Here is a 19,397-nt window from a genome sequence, read left to right as displayed (position 1 = left end):
TGATATGCATATTCCCTGATAGCTCAGTTGGTAGAGCACTCGACTGTTAATCGAGTTGTCACAGGTTCGAGTCCTGTTCGGGGAGCCATCTGGAGAGGTGTCCGAGTTTGGCCGAAGGAGCACGATTGGAAATCGTGTAGGCGCCACAAGCGTCTCGAGGGTTCGAATCCCTCTCTCTCCGTTGCATTACTTCCCTGAATAGGGATGAGAACCCTCAGCGGTTCGTTGGAGCATAAGCTTCGTTAGGGTTTGCTTCGCAGTCTCGAACGTAGTGAGAGTATCCCTCTCTCTCCGCCACTTTTTTAAGGTATGGCCCGTTGGTCAAGGGGTTAAGACACCTCCCTTTCACGGAGGTAACATGGGTTCGAATCCCATACGGGTCACCAATTATCACTTGATTTTTATTATAGTGATTTGATACAATAAGTTTTGTTGATTTATGGAGGCTTAGCTCAGCTGGGAGAGCATCTGCCTTACAAGCAGAGGGTCGGGGGTTCGAACCCCTCAGCCTCCACCATAGTATCCTTTCAAAAGAATACTTTTTAGTACTGACGCGGGGTGGAGCAGCCCGGTAGCTCGTCGGGCTCATAACCCGAAGGCCGCAGGTTCAAATCCTGCCCCCGCAATTTATCCCCTAAAAGTGAAGATATGCTATGTAGCGTATTCCGTTTGCTTTCCGGGGCCCTATAGTACCTAATTTGGAACCGTGGTGTAGTTGGCCTAACATGCCTGCCTGTCACGCAGGAGATCGCGGGTTCGAATCCCGTCGGTTCCGCCATTTACTTGATTTAACTTATATGGCTCGGTAGCTCAGTCGGTAGAGCAAAGGACTGAAAATCCTTGTGTCGGCGGTTCGATTCCGTCCCGCGCCACCATTTTTATTACAACTTAATATGCCGGTGTAGCTCAATTGGTAGAGCAACTGACTTGTAATCAGTAGGTTGGGAGTTCAAGTCTTCTCGCCGGCACCATTGTGGAGGCTTAGCGAAGTGGCCAAACGCATCAGACTGTAAATCTGCTCACGTACGTGTTCGGTGGTTCGAATCCATCAGCCTCCACCATTTTTAGGGGCATAGTTTAAAGGTAGAACAACGGTCTCCAAAACCGTTGGTGTGGGTTCAATTCCTGCTGCCCCTGCCACACAAATTTTAAAAGCTTAATATGGCGGCCGTGGCGAAGGGGTTAACGCACCGGATTGTGGTTCCGGCATTCGTGGGTTCGAGACCCATCGGCCGCCCCATTTCTTTTAGAATTATTAATTTACCTAGGATGTAACAGTTTCATATGGCGGCTGTGGCGAAGGGGTTAACGCACCGGATTGTGGTTCCGGCATTCGTGGGTTCGAGACCCATCAGCCGCCCCATTACTTTACAAATGAATATTGGGGATTAGCCAAGCGGTAAGGCAACGGACTTTGACTCCGTCATTCATAGGTTCGATTCCTATATCCCCAGCCATTATATGCGGACGTGGCTCAGCGGTAGAGCATCGCCTTGCCAAGGCGAGGGTCGCGGGTTCGATTCCCGTCGTCCGCTCCATTTTTATGGCGCCATAGCCAAGTGGTAAGGCAAAGCTCTGCAAAAGCTTTATCCCCAGTTCGAGTCTGGGTGGCGCCTCCATTTTCATGTTTAGAACTAATTTATATTTGCTTGTGCCGGCGTGGCGGAATGGCAGACGCGCTCGACTCAAAATCGAGTGGGAAACCGTGGAGGTTCGAGTCCTCTCGCCGGTATCAAACCAAGAGTTCATGGGATTGTACGAACGTACAATATCATGGGCTTTTTTATATTTTGATTGTCTGGGCCGATTCCGAAATAAGCTACAATACAGGGGGAATTGTCGGATTTTCGTCTATAGTGCGCCAACGTGGCCACAAATTTTAACCGCTAAGGCCGTATGAATTGTGCCGGATAAGTACAAACGTTTAAAAATATAAATTGATGAGCCAAGCCGCGATGAGGTGCTTGGCCCTTTGTGCGTCTGGCAGGGCAATGGGAATCATCACTAGTAGGTACACCAGTGAATGACTGGAAAGCAGGAGGATGATAATGAGCAGCAGCTGCTTTTACCCCAATTCAGTCTGTGAATAATTCTGCTTGTATTCCTTGGGACTCATCCCTGTGTATTTGGAGAACACATGGGTGAAATAAGCAGGTGTCTCAATACCGACTGCTTCTGCGACTTCAAATACTTTACTCGCCGGATTCCTGAGTAATTTCTTGGCCATCTCAATCCGGTATTTGTTGATCGCGTCGATGATGGACTCACTGGTCACTTTTTTGTAAAGGCGGCTAAGGTAGCTGCTGTTGATATGGATATGATCTGCAATAATCTGCAGATTCAGGCTTTGGTTATAATGCTCTTTTATATATTTCTGACATTCTATAACGATGTAATTAGGCTGTTTGTCATTAAACGCCACTGCCCTTGAGCAGCTTCGAATCAAACGTTTTAGGATATCGGCCAACCGTTGAATGCTCTTGCTCTCCTGGATCTGCTTATACACCGTGGATTGGCTTTCATCCAACTCGGGGGCGAAGGGGTGGCTGGTGCTCAGCAAACGGAAACAGTAAGAACCCATAAGCAAACAAGCCACCTTTACATTTTCAATGGGCTCTTTGATATTTCTGTAGCTCTCAAGTAAACGCTCCAGCTGGTCGATTGCCAGATCGGTTTGTCCTTGCTGCAGATATTCGGCAATCCGCTCTGCGGTATGATGGGGAGGAGCTCCGGGAGTGAGTGTCTGGTTGGAATGAGGCATATAAACAGCTACATAATTATCGCTATAAAAGCTGCCTTGCAGCGCTTCTTTTGCCTCGCGGTAAGCCATGGACAGCGTCTGCACATCCCGGTGCATCAGACTGATGCCGATATTGAGATGGTATTGTCTAAAGTTCTCTGCCATGGCGAGAATTTCATTACAAATCGTGAGCAAGGCTTGCGTCGAGACTGCTGCATTGCTGTCGCCTATGGAGACAATAGCCAGCAGGGTGTTTTTTTCCATTGCCATGATATAAGTGGGGCGATCCTCGAAGGCCAGGGCAAGAAATTGGCGAATGGAAGCCAAGAACCGGTGATATTCATCCGTTGGGGGAGGGCCAAGTGTATCCTCGACCTCCAGATAGACTCCGAAATAATTCTCCAATTGCAAACCCAGCTCTCTTGAGCGGCTGAACAAACTTGCTGCATCGCTGATTAGGCCGTGGGCGGCCTCCTTCAGAAATTTCTCACTGATTTCGGAAAGATTGTCGTTGATCTTGCTCTCCAGCTGTCTCAATTTCTGCTGCTGCTCTTTCTCCTTTTCCAGCAGCCGCGTTGCTTTTATAATGGCCCCGGGAATCTTCTCTGTGGGATTGGTCTTGACCACAAAATCTACTACTTCATACTGAATAGCAGTTTGAGCATAAGAGAAGTCAGCGAAGGCTGTAAGGATGATGACCTTGATCTGCGGAAAGTTTTGGTGTACATAATCCGATAAAGCCAGACCGTCCATCCCCGGCATGCGGATATCGGTTACGATAATATCGATATCATAAAGGCCGAGCATCTCCACAGCTTCTATCCCGTTGGATGCTTCACAAATTACTTCACATTGAAGAGTTCCCCAAGCAATAAAACATTGCAGCCCCTTTTTGATCACAGGCTCATCATCTACGATCATGACATTATACATGCGGTTCCCCCTGATCTGCAGGTATGTGAAGGGTAACTTTGGCTCCTGCCCCATATTCGCTCTCGACATCAATTCCATAAGGCTCGCCGTAAATCAGCTTGACTCGTTTATGCGTGTTGATCAGGCCAATATTGTTGTGGCCTTGTTTGCGCATAGTGAGGTTTTCGAAATTACTCCAATTTCGGGGAACATATTCAAATCCATTGCCATTGTCTGTGATCTCGAAATAGATCGAATCGTTTCTGCGGTAAATGCGGATGTGAATGTTTCCTTTGCCCAGTTTCTTTTCCACACCGTGAACCACAGCATTTTCCACCAAGGGTTCCACACTCAGTCGGGGAAGCAGCAGATCCATTATGGCCTCGTCCTCAATGTGGATCGTATACTCAATTTTATCTTCGAACCTTTCTTTCTGCAGATAAAGATAAAATTGGATAACATCCAGTTCCTGCCGAATCGGGACCTTGGCCTGACTATTGGAATAAATACTTGCCTGCAGCAGTTCCGTAAGGGACGTTACCATTTTGTAAACGGTCTCATCTTTGGACAATTTGGCTTTATAACCAATGGTAATTAACGTGTTGAACAGAAAGTGTGGATTAATCTGGGCTTGCAAAAATTTGATCTCCGACTCTTTGATCAGCAGGTGCTTCTCGTAAACTTCCTTGATGAGATAATTGATTTCTTCCGTCATTCTGTTGAAGGTGCTGCTCAACTGATTAAGTTCCACATCTTTATAGGCCGGCATCCTTGTGTTGTAATCCCCTTTCTTTACCTTATGGATGCTCCGCAGCAGATCACGGATGACCCGGGTAAAGCGGAGTGATAACAGAACGCCTGCTGCGAGGGATACGAAAGCAATCATGGCGATGATCCAAATGTAATTGCGCATGCTCTCGGACAACTTGGAGAGTACCTGCTTTTTAGGGATGCCTGCAATAAAGGTAAGCCCGGTTGTGCCGATACTGCGGGATACAGCCAGGTAGCTTTGCTGGTGCAGCTTCACTTCACTTACTTCGGTATGATCTTTCAGCGCAAATACAGCGGGAGAAACGACAGATCCCAACTGTTGCTTATCAGCACTGGAATAGATGGCTCCCTTGTTATCAATGATGTAAGCCATAGCACCCGGAAAGGCGAGCAGCCCGGAATATTTTTCTGCTAAATCTGCCTCATCAATGCCAAAAATCAGCACAAGGCGCTGCTGGGGAAGGTTGATATTGGACACAATTCGTGTGAAGTAGAGGGTACGGTCCCCGGAGCTTGGCGTGACAATTTCCTTGCCCCGGACCAGGCCATTAACCGAATGATAGACAGCGAGATTGTTCTTGTTAATTTGTTCAATGTTGGGCTGTGACTTTAGAACGGATATGTAGTTGTTCTTATCAAAAAATACATAAGCCGTTGACAGCAGGCTGATATTCCAGGCGTTATTGAACATGAGGCTGTATTTCAGGTCTTCTTCCATTTCACTTTTATTGAGAAAATTTTTGTAGTAGTCGTCTCCCAGAGACACATCTTCGATTGACCAGGTTCTAATCGTTTTATTGGCCAGGAAATGCAGAGAGGTATTATCGATAATCTGAAAGGATTTCTCGATATTGTCATTGGTCTGGCGGATCAGAAGGGACAGATTATCATTGGCATTTCTCGTCAGAATCTGGGAGATGTTCCAATAGAAATAGCAGCCGGCGAACGTCATCGGCAGAAGAATCAGAAGAAAGATTGTAATCACAATTTTGTTCCTTACCGGAATGCGGGAGAGCAATCCACGGATTGGGCGAAGGCTGAGTCGCCGCATGATCTGTTCATTGGACATGCAGTCTGCTCCTTGGTTGATGATGCTATAGTAAAGTTATTATACAATCTTTTATTTGTGGCGAATAGCTGAACAGAAGGAAATACAGCCTTTTCCGGCAATGTGGTAAAGAAAACAACAAAGAGTTAAAGAAATCGGAAGAATGCTAAACCCCCTTTCTTCTGTATGGCTGCTTCGGCTTTATTTACTCAAGATATCAGAAAAGATCATGCCGAAATACGAATTCATTCTTCGTATTCCTTGCTCTACAATTAGGGCTGTAACGAAGCCACAATAGGCTGCAGGGCTTAAGCCCTTACAACAAGCTGTCATCATTTAAAGGGGGATTTGACTTGAGAAAGCCATTGTTCAAAACAAGCTTCACCTTAACAAGCACTCTGATTCTGGCCTTGTCCATTTCGGCCTGCGGATCGCAGAATTCTTCGGGGAACAGCGGGGCGGCGGCAACTGCTGCACCAACCGCTTCGGGTCAGGCGAGTGACGCTCCCGCTGCCAAGGCACCGGTGAAAATTTCCTATCTCACCTTCCGGGTAGGTACTCATGCGTCAGCCAAGCTGGAGGAAGAACAGATCAAGCAGTTTAATGCCAAGTATGGCAAAGAAGTGGAGGTTGTGGTTGAAGAAATTCCAAGTGACTCCGCATATGAGGACAAGTTGAAGATTCTGGCAGTCTCCGGGGATGTTCCGGATGTCGTCATGGGCAAGAACGGAATCAATGACATCCTGATTAAAGGAAATCTTGTAACCCCTTTCAATGATTATCTCGACAAGGACCCGGAATGGAAAGCAGCGGTTGGGGAAGCGGCGATCGCTGCCAATACCCGGGACGGAAAGGTCTGGTCCATAAGCGACCAGAAGCAGAATATCGGTTACTTTTACAACAAGGAAATGTTTGAACAGGCGGGAATCAAGCCGGCGCAAACCTGGGATGAATTCATGAGCAATAATGAGAAGCTCAAAGCGGCAGGCTTTGTTCCGCTTGCGTTGATGACAGGGGAGAATGCCTGGACGACCAACCTGATTCTGGCTGCCCTTGTCGGTACGAACGGGGATGCAGGCAATAAGTTCATGAACACGCTGCATCCCACCGACTTTAATACGCCTGAAATGATTCAGGCGCTTAATATGATGAAGACGATGCTGGAGAAGTACACGACCAAGGATGCCCTTGGTGCCGGTTATGCCAATGCAGCGAACGCCTTTTCCCAGAACAAGGCAGCTATGATTGCCAACGGTCCCTGGATGATTGGAGACTTTAGCGACCCGACCAAATCCAGTGCAGGCTTCGATAAAAAGGTGGGTGTCGCCGCTTATCCGAACAATAGCCTGATCTCCACCTATGAGGTTGGCTATATGATCGGAGCCAAAACACCGGAAACCCGCGACGCCGCCGAGAAATTTATTCGCTTCAAGACGGGGATAGAAGGGCAGACCATCGCGCTTGAATATGGAAATGTTATGCCGGTATCCGATAAGATTCAGCCTTCGGATGTACTGAAGCAGAAATATCCGCTTTTTGTTGAATCCATAAAACTGGCCCAACAGACACAGGTTCATTATCAATCCTTTGACTCTATTGTCTACCCCAACATAACCGATGCCTGGAAGAGCCTTTATCCGAAGCTGGTATTCGGCCAATCTACAGCAGAGGAAATTGCCAAAGAGCTGACAAAAATTGCAGCCAAACATAAATAACCAGCATTCTGATAAGCAGGAGTACGAGTTATGATCGGATTTTCCGGCAGGTCTGCTTTCCGGGAAAATTTGATTAGGGAGGACCCTATGAATGGTTAGGAAAAACAAAGGATATATTACGCTGTTTCTGTTGCCGACGGTTGTACTATTTATTGTTGTCTATGCCGTATCGATTGTCATTCTGTTCGGTACATCCTTTACGGAATGGTCATCCGGGCGAAAACCGATTTTTATCGGGCTGGCCAACTATATTCAACTGTTTACGGATGATTCCGATTTTCGTCAGAGTTTTCTAAATACGGGTGTCTGGGTTTTGCTCCAGTCCACGATTCATGTCGCCATCGGTACCGTGTTCGCCATTATTCTCAATATGAAGGAATTCTACTGGAAGTTTGCGCGAACGGTTTACATGTTTCCCAATATCATCTCGGGCGCAGCCGTTGGCATGTTGTTTTTGTGCATGCTCAATCCTGATTTTGGTGCGGTGAACAGTATTGTCCGCTTATTCGGCAATGCCGATTATGCTCAGAACTGGTTTATGGATTACACAACCGCCTTCTTCTCCGTCACAATGACCTGGCTGCCCTATGCGGCTGTCGTCACGATTCTGATTCTGGCCGAGATTGCGGCGATTCCAGAAAGCCTGTTTGAATCGGCGCGTATCGATGGGGCCAGCGAGTTGAAGATCAATTTCTATATCATCCTGCCTATGCTTCGTAATATCATTGGCACCTGCGTGATTCTAGCCGGAACAAGTATGCTGCAGAAGATGGATATTATTATGATGACGACGGGCGGCGGACCCGGCAATGAAACAATGAATCTGCCCATTTATATTTACAAGACCGCACTCATGGAGAACAACTTCGGTTATTCCAATTCGGTGGGTGTCTTCCTAATCGGCTTTGGCTTGGCCTTTGTCCTGCTGTGCCGAAATCTGTTCAGAATAGGCAGCTCCCAAAACTGAATGGAGCGACTGGGGTGAGAATATTGAAAAAAGGTTTGGTTGTGCTCAAGTATGGGTTTGTGCTCCTGATTATACTGTTATCTCTTGGCCCGTTTCTGTGGGTGCTGATGGCTTCATTCAAAACAAATGCCGAGATTTTGAACAATTCGCTCGGCTGGCCGAAAAGCTTCCGCTTTTCCAATTACGTTATGGCCTTCAAGATTGCGCCGCTTTCGCGGTTTTACATCAACAGTGTAATCGTGGGTATCTTCGGAACATTATTAAATTTACTATTGCTCGGTATGTCGGGCTATGTGCTGGCCCGCTTTCAATTCCGCTTCAAAAACCTGCTGATGGGAGCGTTCTCTCTTTCTCTGCTGATTCCAGGCGCTGCCATGCTGCAGCCGCTATATTTGACGGTTAATACATTGGGGCTGTATGACAAGGTGGTTGGACTTATTATCGTGTATGCCGGCTTTGGCTTGCCGGTCTCGCTGTATATTCTATCAAGCTATTTCCTGACGATTCCCAAGGAGATGGAGGAATCGGCTTATCTGGACGGTGCCAGCTTCATCCAGACGTTCTTCAGAATTATTCTGCCCATATCGAAACCGGGTTTCGGCACGGCAGGTGTGATGCAGTTTCTGCTCTGCTGGAATGAATTCCAATTCGCTATTATTCTGACGACGGGTAATCAGAGCCGTACACTGCCGCTTGCACTCTACTATTTCAAAAGCCAGTTTGCCAGCGATTACGGCGTCATGTTTGCGGCGACGATGGTTGTCATCATCCCTAGCATCCTGGTCTATATCCTGCTGCAGAAGCAAGTTGTATCCGGACTTGCAGCGGGAGCGGTGAAGGGATGATGGACCGGAAGATGCCAATAGGGAAAAACACCGGAGAAACAGAGGGGTTGCAGATGAACGAAGAAAACCTGTGGTGCCTGAAAGAAAACGGATATAACCCTGGACTGCACAAGCATTATGAAGGACTCTTTACCCAAGGAAATGGCTACATGCATGTCCGGGGAAGCTTTGAGGAGGGGTGCAGCGATGCGCCCCAGGACGAAGAATATTTGCGCTTTCCCGATAATGTAACACTTGAGAAGCCGCGGCATCCCAAGTCCAAGCAGGGAACCTTCATCCCGGGGATCGTCGGCCGGCATCCGCTGCTGAAGGAAGAGATTGTAAATCTGCCTTATGTTCTGGGGCTTGAATTTCTGTTTGCCGGTGAACGTCTGGATATGGACCGGTGCCGGATCAGCGGCTACCAGCGCCGGCTGGATCTGCGGGACGGAAGCCTTCATCGTTCAGTTGTATGGGAGACGGCAGAGGGCATGAAACTTCATTGTACATTTACCCGATACATCAGCATGGCGGATATCCATCTTTGCATTCAGCAGGTTGAGCTTGAGGTGCTGTCAGGCGAAGGCAGCCTGGAGGTGAAGGCCACCCTCCGGGCTGATGTGCGGACCAATGGAATGGATCATTTTGCCCGGATTGTTCCCTCGGCGGACTCAGAGGGCTGTCTGTCGCTCGAAACGGTTACGGAGGAGGGCAATCAAATCTTCATGCTGTCTGCGCTGGAAGCCTCTGAAGCGATTGTCTGGAATGAAGAAAATACCCGGCTGATGGCTGCGCTTCGAGGGGAGTGCAGACTGCAGACAGGGGAACGGTTGACGGTCCGCAAGCTGAATGCGGTGACAACGGATCGGGACATGGAGGAGGGAACAGCCCGCGACAGGGCGTTTGCGCATCTCAGCCACGCCCGCAATTTGGGCTGGGAACAGCTGTATAACCGCCATGCTGCCAAGTGGAAGAGCAAGTGGCAGCATGCCGATATCTGCATCAAGGGTGATGATGCGGCGCAAGTGAACGTCCGCGCTTCCCTCTACCATTTGATCCGCTCCAATGCGGAACAGGATGCGAGAGTGGCAATCTGTGCCAAGGGTTATGCCGGCGAGGCCTATTTTGGCAGGTATTTCTGGGATACGGAGATCAACCTGCTGCCCTTCTTTCTGCACACCAACCCGTTGGCTGCCCGCAGTCTGCTTCTTTTCCGCTACAATACGCTTGAGGGAGCCAGGCGCAATGCGAAGAAATATGGATACCGGGGAGCACGGTATGCCTGGGAGTCCTCGTTAAGCGGGGAAGAGCAATGTGCGAATTGGCAGTACGCAGACCATGAAATTCATATAACAGGGGATGTAGTTTATGCTCTGTTTCACTACGTAAATGCTACAGGAGACGACGATTTTCTGGAGCGCTACGGTATTGATATTCTGGTGGAGACAGCCCGTTATTGGTGTGATCGGGTGGATTGGAACGGGGAGGGGTATGGCGAGCTGCTCGGCGTTATGGGGCCGGATGAATATTTGCCGTTCACCCGAAACAATGCCTTTACCAACCGCATGGTCAAATTCAGTCTGGAGCAAACCGTTGCTTGTCTGGACAGCCTGCAAAACGGTAGGCCGGATAGCTATGCGGCTGCGGCAGAGCGGCTGGATCTCCGTCCGGATGAACGGGAGCTCTTCCGGCACACGGCCGAGAAGCTGAGGCTGCCTTACGACAGCCAGATGGAAATTGTTCCGCAATCCGATGATTTCGCCGACTATGCCGATGTGGAATTTGAAAGTCTCTGGACAGACCGCTCCAGGCCATTTGGCCATTTCATTTCCCAAGAGCGCAACTATCGCTCCAAGGCGTTGAAGCAGGCGGATGTTCTAGAATTGATGCTGCTGTTTCCACAGGAATTCTCCGAGGAGCAGCTGAGGGCGGCTTATGCGTATTATGAGCCGATTACGACTCATGATTCCTCTTTGTCAGTGGCGGTTCACGGTATTGTGGCATCCTGGCTGAACCATAAGGAGGAAGCAGCAGCTTTTCTGCAGCGGGTGATGGCTATCGATTTTTCCCTGGAGAAAAAGGGGGCCGCCGAGGGGATTCACATCGCTAATTGCGGCGGCCTGTGGCAGCTTATCGTGTACGGATTTGCCGGTTTGACGAGTGCGATGTGGAGCGAAACCATTCAACTGCAGCCCCGTCTGCCTGAGGGCTGGGAGGAGCTGAGCTTCCGGATTGTTTGGCGGGGGGAGCACTACCGGATAATTGTTAGCCCAGGTGCTTATGAAGTACAGAAGCTGAACGGGGGGGACGCAGTTGCGGGCACAACCATTTGAGGCGGCCATCTTTGATCTCGATGGCGTCATTGTCGATACTGCACAATTTCACTATAAAGCCTGGAAACGCCTTGCCGGGGAGCTGGGGTTCGCTTTCAGCGAAAGAGAGAATGAGCAGTTGAAGGGGGTCAGCCGCATGGACTCTCTTGATCTTCTGCTGCGGTGCGGAGGGATAACGGATGTACCGCCGGAACGGAGGGAGGCGCTGGCTTCGCGGAAAAATGAGTGGTACAAGGAGCTCCTCGCAGCGCTCACACCTGCTGATGTATTGCCTGGTGTACGCAGCTTTCTTGGCCTATTGCGCTCACGCGGAATCCAGACGGGGATTGCATCGGCCAGTAAAAATGCTCCTCTCATTATAGATAAAGTGAACATCAGTAGGCTGTTTGACGTAGTGGTGGACGGGAACAGCATTGTCAGGGCAAAGCCGGACCCGGAGGTGTTCCTGCAAGCAGCCAAGCTGCTCGGTGTGGCACCGGGGGCATGTTTTGTATTTGAAGATGCGGCGGCCGGTGTGGAAGGGGCGCTCCGGGCAGGCATGCGCGTTGTCGGCATTGGGGACGGGCCATTGCTTGCCCGCTCTCATCTTACCATCACCAGCTTTGAGCAGCTTGAGCCCGTTTTTCTGATGAGCCATATCGGCGCAGCCGATTACACCGGATGGGGAGACCTCCCGTATGAACAATAAGCAAATAAACGTATGGATGCTGACGCAAATGCAGCCGGACCTTCCGCTTGCGCTGCCGGAAGGCAGCTTTGCCACCCTGAAGCTTGTTACAGACCGCTTGGGCTCACAGCTGCATCTGTTGACTGTATCCAATGGCAGGCTTGTCTTTAGCGTGATTCTTGAACGGGGGATGGACATTGGGGAAATCTGGCTGGAGTCTGAGAAGATCAGCTGGGAGCGCGATGAGCGGTATCTGCTGCATCCGGAACACGTGGATCTGTCCGACAATGAGCATTCAGGCTGGGATTCGGGCTTCTATGCGGCTGTTGCCGCTATCGGTCCTGAAATCTTCGGCACCCCGGATGAGATGAGAACGGTCCATGGGACGGGGTCATATTCTCCTGCGTCGCTGGAATCCATACGTCTGGTCTGGGATGAGCAGCAGATCTGCTTGGAGGGCACTGTACCAGTGAGAGGATATGGAACCGTGCCTGTTTATGAAAAAACTATCCGGATTGTAACGAATTACGGGGCAGCTGCGTTGTTCCGGGAAGATACAGTGCGGAATTTAACAGATACAGCCCAGCCTGTAGATGACGGTTACCATATCCAACTGTCGGGGACCTTTATGTCGGGAGGCGGATGTTATGTCCTGCCGGTTACGGCAAAAAAACTGCTGCTCCGCGATTCTGCTCCTCACGAAACAGACCCGTTTGCTGTCTACGATGCCGGGGCCAGACTGGACCCGATCCGCTGTTACCAATACATTCCTGAGCCGGTGGAGGGGCTGTCCGATCTGCCGCAGGTTCGCGATTACTGCACTGACGCAGGGGGTCAGGAGCTGACGGCCGAAATGCTGGTGAACACAGGCAATGATGCCGCAGCCTATGTAATTCGTTCCCTGCAATGCTATCCCCGTTCACTGCTGGCTAAAAGAGCCACCATAGACTGCATGTATGCTCTGGAGCCGTGTAAGACCAGACCCAATTCTATTAAGCAAAAAACGATAGACGGTGAAGTGGTCTATGTCGGCCCCCGTGGCCAGTGTACCGGCTGGATCATCTTGGGGGCGACACGTGACCGGCAGGAAATTGACACCCTTACCTATTTGATCCGAAGTGCAGCAAGGTGATACAGGTTAGGAACGCAGCTTAAATAAAAAGCCCGAATTGTCGAAATAACAGCCAAACTAAATAACCAGTCACCGATGAATATCCGGCGTCTGGTTATTTCACTTTTAGTTTTCTGCCGGGTTTTCATCAAGGGGCTTTTACAGTCACTGGACTGCGATGCTGTGCGGCAGGTATGGAGCTGTCAACAATGTTGACGGTGAGCGCAAGTATTTGGTTTAGAAATTGCTGCATAGTAAATCATTGATCTGGTAAGGGAATGTGGACGGGCTCCTCAGGAAATAGCGAGTAGTCCAAACGGTGCCCGATGTAATAAGCCAAAATCGATGTTCCAATAAAAAGGTGGTGCTGCTGGGCCAAGCCCTCATTCCGCTACACCTCACAGATCATATCCTGTACAACAAGAAGCGCTCCCCCCTTACTCTAATCGAGGGGGGGGAGCGCCTTATTTATGCCTTGCATAACCGGTAAGATCCGTTTCTCGCAAGGCTTATCTCAAATAATTCATCAGAATCTGCGCAGCTTCTGCACGGGTGGCCGGAGCTTTGGGAGCGAAGGTACCGTCAGCCCGCCCTTTGACGAGGCCGAGCGCAGCTGCCTCAGCCACTTGTTCCGCTGCCCAGCCGGAGATACCCGCAGCATCCTTAAGGGGAGGGCCGGCCGGAGCGGCCGGAATTGCACCATGCCGGAGCCGGTACGCCCGCATCAGAATGACGGTCATCTCTTCACGGCTGATCTCTGCATTCGGCTGGAAGGATTCCGGAGTCCGGCCGGCAATCAGGCCGGCCTGCACCATGCCGGAGAGAGCGTTCCGGTACCAGGCGCCTTCCGGGACATCGGCGAAGGAAGTGGCACCGCTGCCGTTCAATTGCAGCGTGTTGGCGATCAGCTGCACGAATTCAGCTCTCGTAATGTTTCGGCCAGGCTGATAAGCCTGCTCCGATATCCCTTGGATCAGATGCTTCGCAGACAGCTCACGCAAGGCTTCAAATGCCCAGTGCGAGGCGGGAACATCGTTGAATTGCTTGGAATACTCCAGCAGCGCGTATGTGCCGCTGCCATCAAGAAGCGCCTTCAACCCGCCGTCCGCAGCTGTTCCGCCCAGATAGGTGAGACTACCGTCACTCTCCACACGGTACAGGCCAAGCAGCCCCGGATCAAGTCCAGCGGCCGGCCAGCTGAGGCCTACCGGAGCCGGATAACCGTCCAGACGGCGGACCGTTCCATCTGCTCCGGACAGACTTAGATCATAAGCTATCAGCTTGCCTTTCAGCGTTACACCAGCTTCTGTCTTCGGCTTGACTTCTTCCAGCGCCTTCAGCTCTGCCTTCAGCAGGATCTTGGCACCGCTGCGCCCGGCCGCAGGCACGGCTTCGGCCAACTGCTTCAGCAGCTCCGGCGCCAGGACAAGCTCTATTCCGTCTCCCTGCAAACGCAGCGAGTTTGTTCCCAGCAGCTCCCCGGCATTCACCGGAAGTTCCAGCGCAGCCGCTTGCCCTACCTGCACTGTAACCACTCCGTTCACCGCAGGCCTGCTCAGCTGAGCAGCTGAAATGATAGCCGCCGAAGGCAGTGGCGATGCGGCATGCTGTGGTGTTGCCGTAGGTCCTACCGTTGATAACGGCGGGCTTGTCGGCGTCACCGGAGGATCTGTCGGCGTTACTGGTGGCTCCGTAGGCGTTACCGGTTGACGGTTGACGGTCAGACCGATAGTCTCCGTATGGGCCACATCCACATACGTACGGTTCCCGATGGTACGGGTATTAATTACCTCTACCTTGTATGCACCGGCATCGGAAGCGTCGGCCTTCTCAACAGTAAGGCTGCTGGCATGTGCACTGTCCAGTGCAAGGTCATTCTTCAGCCAGCGGTAGCTCAATTCTCCATAAACCGAGTTGGCCACAACGGTAAAGGTAACGGGATCCCCCTCCACTACCGGATTCACGGTCGCCTTGAATGATTGGACCGACGGGAGTTCATGTGCCGGATACACCTTGAGCCTAAGCTCCGTTCCGGTGATACGGACCGGGTTCACCTCCGCTTTGCCGGTCAGCACCACGCGGTACTCCGTCCCGTCCTGTTCTATTCCCGGGGTGAAGCGGTATACCGCACCGGTAACACTTGGGATCGGCAGCCAATCACTGCTGCCGGTCCGCTTCACTTCCCACCCGATAGACTCAATGTCTCCTGACGTATCAACTAGAAGCGTTAAAGGGTCACCCTCAACAGTTTCCAGCGCAGGCGGCAGATCCAGCGCGAAGGCAGGTGCGATCCATTCCGCATCGGCTGGAAGGACCTTCAGGATGTATTCCTGCTCTCCGGTTAAGCCGCCTTCTCCAGTCACGACGGCCTTGTACCGGTAGCCGCTCATCGCTTCCGACAAATCCAGAAGCGTCAGCATATCGCCCGATCCGACCGGTTCGCCGTAGCCTTCTCCCTTGTCTACATACCAGGTGTAGGACAGTGTTCCTGCCCCTGTTCCGGCAGCGCGGAGTATTCCGGCTGATCCCGCACGCAGCGAGCCTTCACTGACAATCTTCACCTCCGGAGCCTTAAGAGTCCACTTCGCAGTCAGTGTCAATGCACCAGGCACCGTCTGGGCTGCAAAATCCCATTTCGCAGCATCGTTGTACCAGCCCTCCAGCTCATAGCCTTCCTTCGTTACAGCCGGAGCAACCAACGGTTCGCCGTACACAGCCTGAACAACCGTCTGTGCCGGACTTCCGCCATCGGCGTTAAAAGTGATATCATAGCGACCTCCCAGCTCGGTCAATGCGCTGATTTCACTATTGCTGAGGTTGCGGATTTCAATTTTCATGCGCTGATTATCTTTCGCCTGGTCATCAGCTAACCTCACTGTTGCACCGTCATTCCTGGAAGCTCCTTCTACAGTGATTACTTTATTATTACTTTTGTTAACTATTTTATAGTAATCACCGTCTTTTACCAGCTTCCACTGCTGAGTATCCGGTATGGATCCGGAAGCTCTTGTATTCTGACAGAGCTGCTGTATGGCTGAACCGGGAAGAATGTCGAGGACATGTCCGCTTTGAACCGACTGGATCTGGTAATATCCTGTACCGAGATCAAGGAATCTCCACAGCTGATTATTGCCGTCCCCGTTGGACCATTGGTTAATTACCGCCAGCGGATCACTTGAAACTCTGTCCACATCCAATGCTTTTCCGCTGTGCTTTGGCTGAATTTTGACCATCTTTTCGGGAATGATTTTCTTGGCAGTTGAACTCATAAATCCGCCGCTGGTCTTATCAATGGTAAGACTGTCGATATTGAATCTTCCGGTATCTCCTTGTTCACGGATGAATTCAATTACATTTTTTCCGGCTTTCAAGTTCACTGACTCCGTACTGTTATTCCAGGTATCCCAGTTCGCTGTCGGAGGCAAGGACACTTGTTTGATTCTCTGTCCGTTAATATACATCGTCATTGTTATATTCGAGCTCTGTGCGCCGGAATACCGCAATGTTGATGTATAGGCAGCCGTATTGGGGACATTTACTTCAAACTTGAGCGCATCGCCTGTTTGCTCAAAGCCGCCTATAAAGCCGTTGCCTTCATACCATAAATGATCTCTGGCAATCTTCAGGCTGCCTGCTCTGGTTGCATCTTCTGCCTGATACCTCCAGGGAGTCCGCTTATTAAGATGAATACTGTCCATATTTATAATGCCGGAGTTGTCTGTTTCATTTTTATAAGTGATCGTGTTTTTACCCGCCTTCAGGTTTAACGTCTCAAGCTGTTCCTTCCAGACAGTAAGTCCGCCAGTAGGAGGGAGGGTGACGTTTTTAATCTTAGTGCCATTCAAATATAAACCTAAGGTTTTACCTGCAGCTTCTTTTGCATATCTCAGCTTCACATCATAAGACGCCGCATTCTCAACATTTACAGCAAACTCCACGGATGAGTTCGCTTTGGATAGCCCGGTTACATAACCGCTACCCATATTGCCGTCTTTTGCGTAGACGACTGCAGCATCATTCGAGCCTGTGATTGTTGCATCTTCAGCTCCATAATGCCAGGTTGTTGCTTCGGTAACTGTTATATAGTCAAGATTGACGTTGCCGGTGTCGCCACCATCATATTTATACATGATGGTATTTTCACCTTGTTTAAGGAAAACATTGTCATAGCGGTCGGCCCAGCTGTTCCAGCTCTTTAAGCTAAAGAAATCTACCTGCTTCATTTTTTGCCCGTTTACATACATACTCAGGGTCCTGTCATCATTAAACCCTAGGCTGTAGCCCAGATTAACCGAATAGCTGCCTGCATTGGCAGCATTTACCTTGAAGGTGACCGCAGAATTTGAAATCCATAATCCTCCGGCAAAACCGGTTCCGCTGTAACCCGGATGGTCAGTATCTACCTTTGCATTTCCCGACAACTCGGCATTTTCTGCTTCATACAATGTGCTTTTTTTGATAATCATGGCGTCCAGGGCTAAAGTGCTCTTGCCCGAAAGACGGATCTTGTTGCTTCCGGCATTAAGGTTAATATTATAAGCTGATTGAATATCGAAGTTTGCATCAAATCCGGCATTGGATGCAAATGAAATATCCCGGGCTGCCTCTTGGTTGACTCCTAATTTCATGTTAATAGCATTTGCCGTATTGTTGTTGTATCTGAAATCCAGTGAGTAGGTTCCTGCAGCATTCGTGTTTACTGTAAACTCCACATAGTCATTGGCGCTGCTGTTATTGTATTTTTCATATAGGGCGCCCGAAGCATAAGCACTTTTCCCAACGACTTTGGAAACTCCTGAGAGCTTGGCATCCTCGGCTTCATAAATTTCGCTTTTTTCCTCTCCTGAGGGTCTGTTCAGGACAGTGCCGGGATTGGAAGGGATTCCTAGATTGATGAAGTCATTATCGTCCCAATGTATACGCTGAGCTCTTATTCCTCTGTTTCCGCCGCCTTGTCCGTGGGTTGGTATTCCATGGTACATGATCCAATCCTCTGAATTATCCTCAGACTTAAGGAACAATGGGGATCCCGGGCCATATGAGCTGTTTTCATCCGATCTTTTCATTACAGGCTCAGGATGTTTCTTCCATGATTCGGCTTTCATCACATCAGATGCTGCATCAGCTACGGATACACCTACAGAATAGTTATCATTCATAAAGCTGCTTGCAGAATAGGCGAAATAGATCTTGCCGTTTCTTTCAACTACAGCAGCACCTTCATTGATATTGTCGTGATGCTTTTCCCAGTCATATTGCGGCCTTGCCACAGTAGCTTCTGTACCTTCCAATGTCCACGGGTTCTTCATTTTGACAATCGTAGGGCTCTCGTCAAATTTCGTCTTTGCAGGATCTTTAGGATCAGGGTAATAGTAGTATTTTGTATAGGTGAAGTATGTTTCGCCTTTAATGGATATAACGCCGCAGGCCAAACCATAGCCCTGCGTATTCAGAAGTCCCTTCTTGACCGTAACCTGCCCATCTTTGTCCGCATTAGCGGATTCCCCCTTGAGCTCCCAGGTGCCTTCAAAAGGATCGGGGGATGAGTTCTCCAGGACGTAGGAGCTTGGATGTCCATATCCGAAGCTCTCCTCTGGACCTGAAGAGAAATATAGATACCATTTGCCATCCAGTCTATATACGTATGGACCCCACACAAACCCAAAATTACTCGGCTTCTTCCAGACTATTTTGCTTTTTGCAGTGGATACTCCGAGAATGGTTTCATGCCTTTTTAAAGTGATGTTATTATCGCCAGAAAAAGCTGAATAGTAATAGCCGTCTGCAGCCCTGGCAATAGTAGGATCGGCACCCCCCATAAGCGGGTTAACATAATTAGAGGTTACCTCAGCACTAGAGATGCCTGTCAGCAATAATGAAAGCAATATCGCAAAGGGGAAGATAAATAAACTTTTTTTCCTCATGGTAATCTCCTTGTCTAATTATTTTTTTTGGAACCGCTTGCATTTTATTCTGTAGCGCTACGCATTCATTATAAAATAAAAGCGGAACTGTTTTTCGGCATCATGTTTTGCGATATTTTGAGGGATTATATTGGCAGGAGAGGAGCCGCGAATAAAAACTCGGTTTTCTTGCTTTTTTTTTAGCTTTTTTATGTTATTTTTACTTGTTTGTTGTAGTATAGATAAAGCTTGCTTTGGTTAAAACTCCAACTTCAGTAAGAGGGTATCGATCATGAAAGACCTATATACAGTAGGCAGCAGAATGCTTGTGCAAAAAATGTTTAAAGGGTTTTCTTTGTTTTCGATATTTACTACGATTCTTCAAGAGTATCCAGGGGACACACAA

Annotated in this window: 9 protein-coding genes and 16 tRNA genes; 22 read left to right on the top strand and 3 right to left on the bottom strand. The window is 49.6% G+C overall.

The genetic code is table 11. The features are described from left to right. Nucleotides 1-12 precede the first annotated feature (12 nt). The 16 genes from PGRAT_RS26765 to PGRAT_RS26690 all read left to right on the top strand — a co-directional run bounded on the left by PGRAT_RS26765 (nt 13) and on the right by PGRAT_RS26690 (nt 1,732). Nucleotides 13-88 (top strand) — tRNA-Asn (locus tag PGRAT_RS26765). Nucleotides 89-91: 3 nt separating this feature from the next. After that, nucleotides 92-181, top strand: a tRNA-Ser gene (locus PGRAT_RS26760). 130 nt (nt 182-311) lie between these two features. Further along, nucleotides 312-386, top strand: a tRNA-Glu gene (locus PGRAT_RS26755). 55 nt (nt 387-441) lie between these two features. Further along, a tRNA-Val gene (locus tag PGRAT_RS26750) sits at nt 442-517 on the top strand. Nucleotides 518-552: 35 nt separating this feature from the next. Further along, a tRNA-Met gene (locus PGRAT_RS26745) sits at nt 553-626 on the top strand. A 74-nt stretch (nt 627-700) separates the two neighbouring features. Then, nucleotides 701-778: transfer RNA gene (locus PGRAT_RS26740), tRNA-Asp, on the top strand. Between the two features lie 21 nt (nt 779-799). After that, nucleotides 800-875: transfer RNA gene (locus PGRAT_RS26735), tRNA-Phe, on the top strand. A 20-nt stretch (nt 876-895) separates the two neighbouring features. After that, nucleotides 896-971 (top strand) — tRNA-Thr (locus tag PGRAT_RS26730). Between the two features lie 4 nt (nt 972-975). Continuing rightward, nucleotides 976-1,061: transfer RNA gene (locus tag PGRAT_RS26725), tRNA-Tyr, on the top strand. Nucleotides 1,062-1,066: 5 nt separating this feature from the next. Continuing rightward, nucleotides 1,067-1,140: transfer RNA gene (locus PGRAT_RS26720), tRNA-Trp, on the top strand. A gap of 24 nt (nt 1,141-1,164) precedes the next feature. After that, nucleotides 1,165-1,240 (top strand) — tRNA-His (locus tag PGRAT_RS26715). Between the two features lie 47 nt (nt 1,241-1,287). Next, a tRNA-His gene (locus PGRAT_RS26710) sits at nt 1,288-1,363 on the top strand. 19 nt (nt 1,364-1,382) lie between these two features. Next, nucleotides 1,383-1,457: transfer RNA gene (locus PGRAT_RS26705), tRNA-Gln, on the top strand. A 6-nt stretch (nt 1,458-1,463) separates the two neighbouring features. After that, a tRNA-Gly gene (locus PGRAT_RS26700) sits at nt 1,464-1,538 on the top strand. A gap of 7 nt (nt 1,539-1,545) precedes the next feature. Continuing rightward, nucleotides 1,546-1,619: transfer RNA gene (locus PGRAT_RS26695), tRNA-Cys, on the top strand. A 34-nt stretch (nt 1,620-1,653) separates the two neighbouring features. Beyond that, a tRNA-Leu gene (locus PGRAT_RS26690) sits at nt 1,654-1,732 on the top strand. Nucleotides 1,733-2,065: 333 nt separating this feature from the next. Here the strand turns inward: PGRAT_RS26690 and PGRAT_RS26685 are convergent. Together PGRAT_RS26685 and PGRAT_RS26680 are read right to left on the bottom strand one after the other, a co-directional pair. Continuing rightward, nucleotides 2,066-3,673, bottom strand: coding sequence for a response regulator (locus PGRAT_RS26685; protein ID WP_025703455.1), 1,608 nt, complete (start codon nt 3,671-3,673; stop codon nt 2,066-2,068). Continuing rightward, nucleotides 3,666-5,492 (bottom strand): sensor histidine kinase, encoded by a 1,827-nt coding sequence (locus PGRAT_RS26680; protein WP_025703454.1) that lies wholly within the window; start codon nt 5,490-5,492, stop codon nt 3,666-3,668. Before PGRAT_RS26680 ends, PGRAT_RS26685 begins: the two co-directional genes overlap by 8 nt. Before the next feature lie 332 nt (nt 5,493-5,824). On the opposite strand from PGRAT_RS26680, the gene PGRAT_RS26675 reads away from it, so the two are divergent. The 6 genes from PGRAT_RS26675 to PGRAT_RS26650 all read left to right on the top strand — a co-directional run bounded on the left by PGRAT_RS26675 (nt 5,825) and on the right by PGRAT_RS26650 (nt 13,109). Further along, complete coding sequence (locus PGRAT_RS26675; RefSeq protein WP_025703453.1) at nt 5,825-7,186, top strand: ABC transporter substrate-binding protein; 1,362 nt, start codon at nt 5,825-5,827, stop codon at nt 7,184-7,186. A gap of 91 nt (nt 7,187-7,277) precedes the next feature. Next, nucleotides 7,278-8,153, top strand: coding sequence for a carbohydrate ABC transporter permease (locus PGRAT_RS26670; protein WP_025703452.1), 876 nt, complete (start codon nt 7,278-7,280; stop codon nt 8,151-8,153). A gap of 14 nt (nt 8,154-8,167) precedes the next feature. Continuing rightward, nucleotides 8,168-8,998: a carbohydrate ABC transporter permease gene (locus PGRAT_RS26665; protein ID WP_202903619.1), complete on the top strand. Its 831-nt coding sequence runs from the start codon at nt 8,168-8,170 to the stop codon at nt 8,996-8,998. Nucleotides 8,999-9,051: 53 nt separating this feature from the next. Further along, entirely contained in the window at nt 9,052-11,310 is a 2,259-nt protein-coding gene (locus tag PGRAT_RS26660) for a glycoside hydrolase family 65 protein (protein ID WP_025703450.1), read from the top strand. Further along, on the top strand, nt 11,291-11,998 hold the full coding sequence (pgmB, locus tag PGRAT_RS26655) for a beta-phosphoglucomutase (RefSeq protein WP_025703449.1): 708 nt from the start codon (nt 11,291-11,293) through the stop codon (nt 11,996-11,998). Before PGRAT_RS26660 ends, pgmB begins: the two co-directional genes overlap by 20 nt. Then, nucleotides 11,988-13,109, top strand: coding sequence for a DUF4432 family protein (locus tag PGRAT_RS26650; protein ID WP_025703448.1), 1,122 nt, complete (start codon nt 11,988-11,990; stop codon nt 13,107-13,109). The genes pgmB and PGRAT_RS26650 overlap by 11 nt, the downstream gene beginning before the upstream one ends. Nucleotides 13,110-13,597: 488 nt before the next feature. On the opposite strand, the gene PGRAT_RS32745 is transcribed toward PGRAT_RS26650, so the two are convergent. Beyond that, on the bottom strand, nt 13,598-19,012 hold the full coding sequence (locus PGRAT_RS32745) for a CBM35 domain-containing protein (protein WP_025703447.1): 5,415 nt from the start codon (nt 19,010-19,012) through the stop codon (nt 13,598-13,600). Nucleotides 19,013-19,397 lie beyond the last annotated feature (385 nt).

It is taken from the genome of Paenibacillus graminis (genome assembly GCF_000758705.1).
Classification (GTDB): Bacteria; Bacillota; Bacilli; order Paenibacillales; family Paenibacillaceae; genus Paenibacillus_AQ; species Paenibacillus_AQ graminis.
The sequence above is the reverse complement of the archived record's forward strand: the minus strand, read 5'-3'. Positions and strand labels throughout refer to the sequence as shown.